Below are 7,375 nucleotides of genomic sequence, written 5' to 3'. Positions count from 1 at the left end.
GGGTTTTCTGGGGGCAAATTTTCTGTATATGATACATATAATGACAGAAACATTGCGGAAAGGCTTATAGAGCTTGTTAATCCGACGAGCGATAAGCAAATCATACTATTGCTAAAAAAACTATTGCGTTTATAAATATTTCCTGCTATAATGTTTCTAAACTATTTTTGATTCAGTTTTTGGATATAATTAGTGTGAGTAGATTAGATGAGAGTGAAGAGATGAGAAGAGACGAGATGAGGCGAGTTCAAGTTACAAGTTACATTAGCGCCAATCATACATGTCATTTCTCATGTCTTCCTTTGATGAAAAGGAGGAGTCGTTATGTTGTATCAATGTTTAATTACACCTGGTCTAAATGGGGCAAAGGTTGAATATCATGAAAACCTTGCTTTCGAAAAGGCAGGTGAAATTCAGTAATGCTAAAGTATGCAATACAAAAATTAATTGATAAGAGAAATCTAGAAGAAACAGAAATTATGGACGCCATGGACCACATAATGGAAGGGCGGGCTACTCAGGCGCAGATAGGAAGTTTTTTGACAGCTTTAAGGTTAAAAGGGGAGACCATTGAAGAAATTACAGGTTGCGCAAGGGTTATGAGAGACAAGGCATACAGGATTAACCCCAGGGTTTCTTTCAGTATTGATACATGTGGTACAGGAGGAGACGGATCAAATACCTTTAATATATCCACTGCGTCAGCTTTTGTGGCTGCGGCGGCAGGAATACCGGTAGCCAAACACGGTAACAGGTCGGTTTCTAGCAAAAGCGGAAGTGCCGATGTCCTGGAGGCCCTCGGTATAGATATTACTATTTCGGCAAATGAGGTGGAGGAGTCTATAGAAAAGGTTGGCATTGGATTTATGTTTGCCCCCATGTTCCATAAATCTATGAAGCATGCCGCAGGACCAAGGAAAGAATTAGGATTCAGGACCATATTCAATATTCTTGGTCCTCTCACGAACCCGGCAAATGTTAAAGGGCAGGTTGTTGGTGTTTTCAGTAAAGAGTTGACACGGCCCATAGCTGAAGTCCTGCTTAAGCTTGGGATTGAAAGAGCAATGGTAATCCACGGACTGGATGGATTAGATGAAATATCCTTGGGCCATGAAACTTTAGTTTCCGAGGTGAAAGAAGGAATTATAAGGAACTACGTAATAAATCCTGAAATGTTTGGTTTAAAAAGAATAGACAAAACAGAAGTTACAGGAGGGTCTTCTGAGGACAATGCAAAAATTATCATGTCCCTATTTAGGGGGGAGAAAGGACCAAAACGAGATGTAGTTTTAATAAATTCTGCGGCTGCTTTGTGTGTTGGAGGGGCGGTTAATACTTTGGCTGAAGGTATAGAGCTGGCAGCTTGGCTAATAGATTCAGGAATGGCTTTACGAAAACTCGAGGAACTAAGAGATTTTACCTGTAGTAAAAAAGCAGAAAGCAAAAAAGAGGTGATGGCATGAGTGCACAAGTGAGTATTCAAAGCAAAGTTGGCCGGTCCTTACTGGATGATATTATCAAGCAAAAGAGAGTAAGGTTAAAAGAAGAGATGGAGAAAGTATCCATAGAAGGGTGGAAACAGCGTCTAAAAATGCCTGGCATTCATAATACTTTAGATTTCTATAAGGGGATAAAGAAGGATGGAAAAATATCAATAATAGGAGAGATTAAAAAGGCTTCTCCTTCAAAGGGGATTATAAGGCATGACTTTGACCCGGTTTCCATTGCAAAGGAATATTTAAGTGCTAATATAGAGGCAATATCTGTCCTAACTGAAAGTGATTATTTTTTAGGGAGTGATGACCACATGGTAAAGGTTAGGCAGTTTTGCCCAATGCCCATATTACGGAAAGACTTTATAATTGATATATGGCAGATTTATCAGTCACGATGTCTTGGAGCAGATGCGATACTACTCATAACATCCGTTTTGTCCGATGACCAGCTCAAAAAATTCCAAATAGTGGCTGAGATACTGGGATTACAATGCCTGGTTGAGGTCCATAATGAAGAAGATTTAGAAAGAGCGTTGGATTCAGGAGCAAGAATAATAGGAATAAACAACAGGGACTTAAAAACATTCCAGGTTGATCTTAAAACTACTGAAAGGCTTATAAGCCAAATACCATACGATAGAGCTGTAGTAAGTGAGAGCGGAATAAAGACACACAAAGATTTGAATTATCTAAAAGAACTGGGAGTGGACGCGGTTTTAATTGGAGAAAGCTTAATGAGGGCTCCTTGCATAAAGGAGAAGGTAGATGAGTTAAGAGGACTTAATAAGAATAGGCCGGAAGGGCTTTAAGCTGTTGGAAGGGTCGATACAAATAAACTGGCAAGATGGGGTAATCAACATATGGTTAAGATTAAAATATGCGGAATTAAAAGGGAAGAAGATGTCAGGTTAATAAATATGTATTTGCCTGATTACGCAGGTTTTGTATTTGCAGAAAGCAGAAGACGGGTCACAATTAAACAGGCGTTAAATCTATGCAGAAGGTTGGACAAACGTATAAGAAGAGTGGGAGTTTTCGTAAATGAACTGGAGGATGTTATTATAGAAGCAGTTAAAGACATAAGTTTAGATGTTGTCCAGCTTAGTGGAGATGAAAACCCCGATTACGTGAGAAGCTTGGATGAAAGGATGAAAAAAACAAGATCCTGGGAAAAGGGCAGTGTTGAAAAAAGGATAGAAATCTGGAAGGCTATAAGAGTGGTCGATAAAAGCTCACTGGACAACATGAGAATTTATGATGTTGACAAATACTTGTTGGATTCATATACTAAAGGAAGTTTTGGCGGAAGTGGCACCACATTTAACTGGGATCTGATTAAGGAAGAACTTAAAATTTTGAACAGTTGTAAAAATATCATTATTGCTGGAGGCCTTAATTCAGGAAACGTAAAGGAAGCTATAAAGATCTTAAACCCTTACGGAGTTGATGTAAGCAGCGGAGTGGAAACAGGTGGGGTTAAGGACGAGGGGAAAATAAGGGATTTTATTAATTGCGTGCGGGGAGTGTGTGAAACAGTTTAGAAATACAGATTGGAGGCGAAGATAGAGAAATTATGATGATGACAGAGAAAAAAGGCAGGTTTGGTATATTTGGGGGTCAGTATGTCCCTGAAACCCTTATGAATGCATTAATCGAGCTTGAACATGAGTATGAAAAATACAAGAATGATACCAGGTTTAAGGAAGAACTTGATTTTTATTTTAAGGAGTATGCAGGGCGCCCATCCCTCCTGTACTACGCCGCAAAAATGACAGAGGACCTGGGAGGAGCAAAAATCTATTTAAAACGGGAAGATTTGAACCATACAGGTTCTCACAAAATTAACAATGTTCTGGGACAGGTATTGCTGGCTAAAAAAATGGGGAAAAAGCGCGTTATTGCCGAAACGGGAGCAGGACAGCATGGTGTGGCTACGGCTACTGCCGCCGCATTATTTGGCCTTAAGTGCGAAATTTTTATGGGAGAAGAAGACATTGCGAGGCAGGAGTTAAATGTATTTAGGATGAGGCTATTGGGTGCAGAGGTACATTCCGTTTCTTCAGGTACGGGAACACTAAAGGACGCAACTAATGAAGCATTGCGTAATTGGGCTTCTACGGTTGAGGACACTTTTTATGTTATAGGATCTGTTGTGGGACCCCACCCTTATCCTACCATGGTGCGGGATTTTCAAAGTATTATAGGTATTGAAGTAAAGCAACAAATGCTTAGGAAAGAAGGCAGGCTCCCTGATTACCTTATAGCTTGTGTTGGTGGAGGAAGCAATGCCATGGGGCTCTTCTATCCTTTTTTGCAGGATGGGGATGTAAAAATGGTAGGTGTTGAAGCTGCAGGGGAAGGTATTGACACTGAAAAACATGCTGCAGCTATTGCAAAGGGGCATATAGGTGTATTACATGGAATGAAGTCATATTTTATCCAGGATGAAGAAGGGCAAATAAAACCTGTGTATTCAATATCTGCAGGATTAGATTATCCAGGTATAGGGCCGGAACACGCATATTTATATTCTTCAGGGCGCACCCAGTATACATCCGTGACTGATAAGGAAGCAGTGGAAGCCCTTAAATATCTTACCAGAACAGAAGGGATACTGCCTGCTCTGGAAAGCTCCCACGCAGTTGCCTATACAATGAAGCTTGCACCAACCCTTCCCAGGGATAAAATAATTGTTGTTAACCTTTCAGGTAGAGGAGATAAAGATGTTTATTCTGTTGCCAGGTTTATGGGGGTAAATATAAATGGGTAGAATAGAAGACAGGTTTGCAAAACTAAAAGAAGAAAACAAGAAGGCATTAATAGGATTTATTACTGCGGGTGACCCTGATTTAAAGACTACGGCAGATTTGATTAAGGAGATGGAGAATAAAGGTGCTGACCTGATTGAATTAGGAATACCGTATTCCGACCCTGTTGCAGAAGGACCTGTTATACAACGGGCAAATGAGAGAGCACTAAAAAACAAAATTAAAATCGGGGACATAATGAATATGGTAGGCGAAATCAGGAAAACTACTCAGGTGCCTCTTTTATACCTGCTGTATTTTAACTGTATACTCAGGTATGGTCCTGAAAGATTTTTCAAGGACTGTTCATTAAACGGCATAGATGGATTAATAATACCGGATTTGCCATACGAGGAAAAAGATGAGGTTAGCATTTTTGCTGAAAAATATAATGTTCATATAATAACATTGGTAGCACCAACATCTAGAGAAAGGATCAGCAAAATAACCAGGGATGCCAAAGGCTTTCTATATTGCATTTCGTCTCTTGGGGTTACCGGAATGAGAAATAAATTTGATGCCGATTTTGAAAAAATGTTTTCGTATATAGAGCAATTTACGCATATACCTAAGGCAATAGGGTTTGGAATATACAATAAGGCCCAGGTTGCTCATTTAAAGCATTATGGTGATGGGTTGATAATCGGAAGTGCAATAGTGAAGATTATAGAAGAGAGCAAATGCCCGGAAGAAGCAGTAAAAAGAGTAGGGGAGTTTATTGCAGGGATGCGGGAAGAATTGGATAAGTAAAATAGTAAAGTAAAATAGTAAAGTAAAATAGTATTTCCCCCGACACTTTTTTGTGGTATTATTATACTGTGGAAGGTGGCGTTGGGGATGAATAACAAAACAAAAGTCCTTGTGATAGATGATGATGTCAATATTTGCGAACTTATAAGGCTCTATATGGAGAAGGAAGGTTTTGAAGTGCTTTCGGTACACAACGGCAAAAAAGCTGTTGAAACCTTCTCTATGTTTACACCTAATATTGTCATATTGGATATTATGCTTCCGGGTGCAGATGGCTGGCAGGTTTGCCGCGAAATAAGGAAAATCAGCAATATACCAATAATAATGCTCACTGCAAAAGGTGAAACCTTCGACAAGGTGTTAGGACTTGAACTTGGGGCAGATGACTATATTGTCAAACCTTTTGAACCTAAAGAACTGGTAGCCAGAGTGAAAGCAGTTTTAAGAAGGTATGAGAAAAAGGACTTAGACACGCTGGAGGTAGTGTACCCGAATCTTGTTATAAACAAGTCAAATTACACTGTGAAAGTTAATGGGAAGGAAATGGAATTACCCCCCAAAGAACTTGAGCTTCTTTTTTTCCTGGCGTCCAATCCTAATAAAGTGTTCACCAGGGAACAGCTTCTTGAACATGTATGGGGTTTTGACTTCTTTGGGGATTCAAGAACTGTTGATGTCCATGTAAAAAGATTAAGAGAAAAGCTTGATGTTCAAAACCAGGTATGGCAACTGAAAACTGTGTGGGGAGTGGGATACAAGTTTGAGGTGAAGTAATGTTTAAATCAATTTTTAGTAAGCTGATGGTAATATTTATATTGATTATTATATTCAGTTTTTCAGCAGCGGGTGTGGCTTTATACTACTCCCTGGGGCAATATGTATCAACAGAGAAAATAAACAACCTTAAAAAAGCCGGAGAAGAAATTAACAATTACCTTGAAATTTATGTTGAAAATGCTAGCAACCCTCTGGCAGAAGTGGCATTTCAGTTTCTGCTAGATTCTTACAGGCGCAATACCGGTTCTTATATATGGATAACAAATGATAAAGGATTTATTATATTTTCAAGTCCTAATATACGGGGATTAGATGCGGCAATAAGAAAGCACTTTAGTTTTCAACAGGGAAGATACAAACTTCCCGATGAACGCCAATACAAAAAGGTGTTTTCCGGTATTGACCCTGTTATCGAAACAGGAGATTTTTTTGGACTTTATAAAGATACAGGCTGGTCATGGCTGGTGGTGCAAAAACCCTTTAAATATACGGATGTTAACGGTAAGGAGCAAATTATTGCAGCAGTATACTTAACTACGCCCATTACCCAAATAAACAAGGCTAGATCAACAGTTTTCAGTTTCTTTATAACGGCGGTTTTTGTTTCAGCCATAATTTCCATTTTACTGGTCTATATTTTCTCGTTAAAGATAACCAGGCCTTTAAAGCAAATAAGCAATGCTGCAAAAGTTATTGCAGCAGGAGAGTTTAGCAGACGTCTGGATATAAATACCAGGGATGAGATTGGTGATCTGGCGAAGGCCTTTAATCAAATGGTGGCAGCGCTTCAAAACCAGGAAGAGATGAGAAGAAGCTTTATTGCCAACGTTTCTCATGAGCTCAGGACACCTATGACATCAATCAGGGGATTTATTGAGGGAATATTGGACGGAACAATACCCCATGAAAAACAAAAGGAATACCTTGGAATTGTGAGAGATGAGGTTGTAAGGTTAAACAGGCTTGTTAATGACCTTTTGGATCTTGCCAGGATGGAAGCTGGAGAAATTCGCATTGTTTTAACAGATTTTAATATTAATGAACTTATAAGACGGTGTATAATAAAACTTGAGAGCATAATTACTGAAAAAAACTTAGAAGTAATGGCGAATTTTGAAGAGGAAGATGTTTTTGTAAATGCAGATATGGATGCTATTGAGAGGGTTTTGCTTAATCTCATACACAATGCTGTTAAATTTACACCTGAAGGAGGGATAATAGTTTTAAGTACTTCAACAGCACAAAAAGATAAGGTTTTGGTATGTGTAGCAGACAACGGAATAGGAATAGAGAAGGATGAACTGGATATGATATGGGAGCGGTTTTACAAGTCCGATAAATCACGGAGCCAAGATAAATCGGGCACGGGCCTAGGCCTTGCAATTGTGAAAAATCTCATTAACGAGCATGGACAGGATATTTGGGTCGAAAGTGAAGTTGGGAAAGGTACAACGTTTTATTTTACATTGAAAAGGGTATATAAGGATAAGAGTTAACAGATTATTCATATATTTTTCAAAATAATTAATTAGAATATAATTGTAA

General features: G+C 38.9%; 7 protein-coding genes. All 7 read left to right on the top strand.

Annotated elements, in window-relative coordinates; all coding sequences use genetic code 11:
* The first annotated feature begins 419 nt into the window (after positions 1 to 419).
* The gene (gene trpD, locus HPY74_10050; protein ID NSW90991.1) at positions 420 to 1,463 is read left to right on the top strand and encodes an anthranilate phosphoribosyltransferase; all 1,044 of its coding nucleotides are present in this window, start codon (positions 420 to 422) and stop codon (positions 1,461 to 1,463) included.
* Positions 1,460 to 2,305 carry an indole-3-glycerol phosphate synthase TrpC gene (trpC, locus tag HPY74_10045; protein ID NSW90990.1) on the top strand — a complete coding sequence of 282 codons (846 nt, stop codon included), beginning with the start codon at positions 1,460 to 1,462 and terminating at the stop codon, positions 2,303 to 2,305. The genes trpD and trpC overlap by 4 nt, the downstream gene beginning before the upstream one ends.
* 51 nt (positions 2,306 to 2,356) lie before the next feature.
* Positions 2,357 to 3,037, top strand: a complete 681-nt coding sequence (locus tag HPY74_10040; GenBank protein ID NSW90989.1) for a phosphoribosylanthranilate isomerase — start codon at positions 2,357 to 2,359, stop codon at positions 3,035 to 3,037.
* 38 nt (positions 3,038 to 3,075) lie between these two features.
* Positions 3,076 to 4,266 carry a tryptophan synthase subunit beta gene (gene trpB, locus HPY74_10035; protein ID NSW90988.1) on the top strand — a complete coding sequence of 397 codons (1,191 nt, stop codon included), beginning with the start codon at positions 3,076 to 3,078 and terminating at the stop codon, positions 4,264 to 4,266.
* A complete protein-coding gene (locus HPY74_10030; GenBank protein NSW90987.1) occupies positions 4,259 to 5,053 on the top strand; it encodes a tryptophan synthase subunit alpha in 795 nt (264 codons plus the stop codon). The genes trpB and HPY74_10030 overlap by 8 nt, the downstream gene beginning before the upstream one ends.
* Before the next feature lie 87 nt (positions 5,054 to 5,140).
* Positions 5,141 to 5,827 carry a response regulator transcription factor gene (locus HPY74_10025; GenBank protein NSW90986.1) on the top strand — a complete coding sequence of 229 codons (687 nt, stop codon included), beginning with the start codon at positions 5,141 to 5,143 and terminating at the stop codon, positions 5,825 to 5,827.
* On the top strand, positions 5,827 to 7,326 hold the full coding sequence (locus HPY74_10020) for a HAMP domain-containing protein (GenBank protein ID NSW90985.1): 1,500 nt from the start codon (positions 5,827 to 5,829) through the stop codon (positions 7,324 to 7,326). Before HPY74_10025 ends, HPY74_10020 begins: the two co-directional genes overlap by 1 nt.
* Positions 7,327 to 7,375: the final 49 nt, after the last annotated feature.

It is taken from the genome of Bacillota bacterium (assembly GCA_013314855.1).
Classification (GTDB): domain Bacteria; phylum Bacillota; class Clostridia; order Acetivibrionales; family DUMC01; genus Ch48.
Note: the sequence above shows the minus strand (reverse complement) of the source record. Positions and strands in the feature narration are given on the sequence as shown.

What these genes read in the sequence shown, in the direction of transcription:
- trpD (NSW90991.1), top strand. Translation starts at nt 420, where the DNA reads ATGCTAAAGTATGCAATACAAAAATTAATTGATAAGAGAAATCTAGAA.
- trpC (NSW90990.1), top strand. Translation starts at nt 1,460, where the DNA reads ATGAGTGCACAAGTGAGTATTCAAAGCAAAGTTGGCCGGTCCTTACTG.
- HPY74_10040 (NSW90989.1), top strand. Translation starts at nt 2,357, where the DNA reads ATGGTTAAGATTAAAATATGCGGAATTAAAAGGGAAGAAGATGTCAGG.
- trpB (NSW90988.1), top strand. Translation starts at nt 3,076, where the DNA reads ATGACAGAGAAAAAAGGCAGGTTTGGTATATTTGGGGGTCAGTATGTC.
- HPY74_10030 (NSW90987.1), top strand. Translation starts at nt 4,259, where the DNA reads ATGGGTAGAATAGAAGACAGGTTTGCAAAACTAAAAGAAGAAAACAAG.
- HPY74_10025 (NSW90986.1), top strand. Translation starts at nt 5,141, where the DNA reads ATGAATAACAAAACAAAAGTCCTTGTGATAGATGATGATGTCAATATT.
- HPY74_10020 (NSW90985.1), top strand. Translation starts at nt 5,827, where the DNA reads ATGTTTAAATCAATTTTTAGTAAGCTGATGGTAATATTTATATTGATT.